Source organism: Corallococcus sp. 4LFB, from assembly GCF_046520365.1.
In the GTDB taxonomy this organism is placed as follows: domain Bacteria; phylum Myxococcota; class Myxococcia; order Myxococcales; family Myxococcaceae; genus Corallococcus; species Corallococcus caeni.
Genome location: NZ_JBKGHJ010000840.1, coordinates 1 through 2215, shown reverse-complemented (window position 1 = coordinate 2215; position 2215 = coordinate 1). Strand labels below are relative to the sequence as shown.

General features: G+C 73.9%; 2 protein-coding genes. Both read right to left on the bottom strand.

The features are described from left to right. The coding region (locus ACLEQD_RS41830; RefSeq protein ID WP_410391495.1) for a sensor histidine kinase at positions 1–1302 on the bottom strand (1302 nt) is incomplete at its 3' end. Then, on the bottom strand, positions 1191–1985 hold the full coding sequence (locus ACLEQD_RS41825; RefSeq protein WP_410391494.1) for a GAF domain-containing protein: 795 nt from the start codon (positions 1983–1985) through the stop codon (positions 1191–1193). The genes ACLEQD_RS41830 and ACLEQD_RS41825, both read right to left, overlap by 112 nt. Positions 1986–2215 lie beyond the last annotated feature (230 nt).

Genomic DNA, 2215 nt, shown 5'->3' with positions numbered 1-2215 from the left:
CCTCCACCGTCCAGTGCGCGCCAGCAGCGGCCACGTACTCGCGCATGTCCGCGTTGTCGTCCGCGAGCAGCACGCGCCCCGCTCCTCGTCGCCGAGCACCGCCGCGGTGATGGACTCCGGAGGGGCGCGGTCCTCGCCGGGCGCGGCGGGCAGGTCCGTCAGCCAGCCCAGGGCGTCGCGCACGTAGGAGTCCGCCCCGGCGGGCAGCGGACGCTGGCTCCGGGCGGACGACACGTGCTCCGGCGGCAGGTGCGCGAAGCCCGTGGGGATGCGCACGGTGAAGGTGGTGCCGCGGTCCAGCTCGCTCTGGACGGTGAGGGTGCCGCCGTGCAGCCGCACCAGCTCGTGCACCAGCGCCAGGCCGATGCCGGAGCCTTCGTGGGAGCGCGCGCGGGCGCCGTGCACGCGGTGGAAGCGCTCGAAGAGGCGCGGCAGCTCGTGGGCGGGAATGCCCGTGCCGGTGTCGGTGACGCGCAGCTCCAGGTGCCCGTCCCGCTGCGCCTGCGCCACGGTGATGGTGCCGCTGAAGGTGAACTTCAGCGCGTTGGAGATGAGGTTGAGGACGATCTTCTCCCACATCTCGTGGTCCACCCAGGCCGGCTCCGGCAGGGGCGGGCAGTCCACGTCGAGCACCAGCCCCGCGCGCTCGATGGCGGAGCGGAAGGCGCTGGCGAGCCCGGCGGTGAGCGCGGCCAGGTCGGTGGGCTCGTAGGTGGCGCGCACGCGCCCGGCCTCGATGCGCGCGAAGTCCAGCAGCGTGTTGACCAGCTTGCGCAGCCGCACGCCGTTGCGGTGCACCGTCTCCAGCGCGTCACCCTGGAGCGTGCGCTCGGGGCTGGCGAGCGCGTCCTCGGTGGGGCCCAGCAGGAGCGTGAGCGGCGTGCGCAGCTCGTGGCTGATGTTGCTGAAGAAGGCCGTCTTCGCGCGGTCCAGCGTCGCCAGCTCCTCCGCGCGCTGCCGCTCCTCCTGATAGGCGCGCGCGTTGGCGAGCGCGGCGGCGACCTGTTCGGCGGTGCCCTGGAAGAAGGCGTGGTAGGGCGCGTCGAGCCGCCGCCGGGGGCTGACGCCGCCCACGAGGAAGCCATACGGCCGCGCCTGTCCCGGCCGCGTCAGGGCCCGCACCACGGCCAGCGAGGGCGGCGTGTTCCAGCGGCCTCCGGGCAGGTTGCGGAGCCGCTGGCCCAGGTCCTTCACCACGACGGCGTCGCCCGTCCGGGCGGCCTCGGCGAAGGGCCAGTCCGTGCCGGCCCCGGCGGAGAGGGACTGCTGCGCGGGCAGCGTGGCCAGGACGGCGTCGGGCAACCGGCTGCGCCCGCCAGGCGCGCGGTGTCGCCGTTCGCGTCCAGCAGGTAGAGCAGGCAGAACGGCAGGTCCAGGTCGTTGTCCGCGAGCACGTTCAGGCTGGTGTGGCACGCCTGCTCCGGGGACTTCGCGTCGGCGGAGCGGGCCGCCAGGTCGCGCAGCATGCGCAGCTGCCGGCCGTGCTGCACCTCCTGCGTCGTCTCGCGCACGGTGACGAGCACGCCGCCCACGCCGCCCTCTTCGTCGGGGATGGGGCTGTACGAGAACGTGTGGAACGTCTCCTCGAGGAACCCCCGGCTGTTGATGAACAGCTCCAGGTTCTCGCTCCAGGTGGCGGGGCCGCCGTTCAGCACGCCCCGGGCCATGGGGCCGACGACGTCCCAGATCTCCTGCCACACCTGTTCGCCCGGAGCCCCCAGGGAGCCGGGATGCTTCAGGCCGAGCACCGGGCGGTACGCGTCGTTGTAGAGCTGGATCATCTCCGGGCCCCACCACATGAGCATGGGGAAGCGGTTGTGGAGCACGACGCCCGCCATCGTCTTCAGGCTGACGGGCCAGTCGCGGGACGGGCCCAGCGGCGTGCGGGACCAGTCCAGCGAGCGCACCAGCTCGCCCATCTCACCGCCCCCCGCGAAGTGCCGCTCCTCGGAAGGGGAGATGAAGGGGGACAGGGGCTGGGGCATGCGGAGCTCTGGGGGCGGCACGAGGTGGACGAGGCCCTGGCTTCTATTGGCGCGCCCGCGGCCGTGCAATCAACGCGGTTGAGCGCAGCCGCGCGGCACCTGCCATCCAACAAGCGCTCCGCTCCCAGGAGGGCATCCAGCAGAGCAGGCGGACGGCCGCCTCAGGGCGGCGAGGGCGCCACGACGCGAGCCGCCCCCGCGTCCGGCGTGAGCGGCCGCGGCGGTGACCG

Excerpts from the sequence above, each read along its gene's own strand:
- ACLEQD_RS41825 (WP_410391494.1), bottom strand. The coding sequence starts at position 1,985 with ATGCCCCAGCCCCTGTCCCCCTTCATCTCCCCTTCCGAGGAGCGGCAC.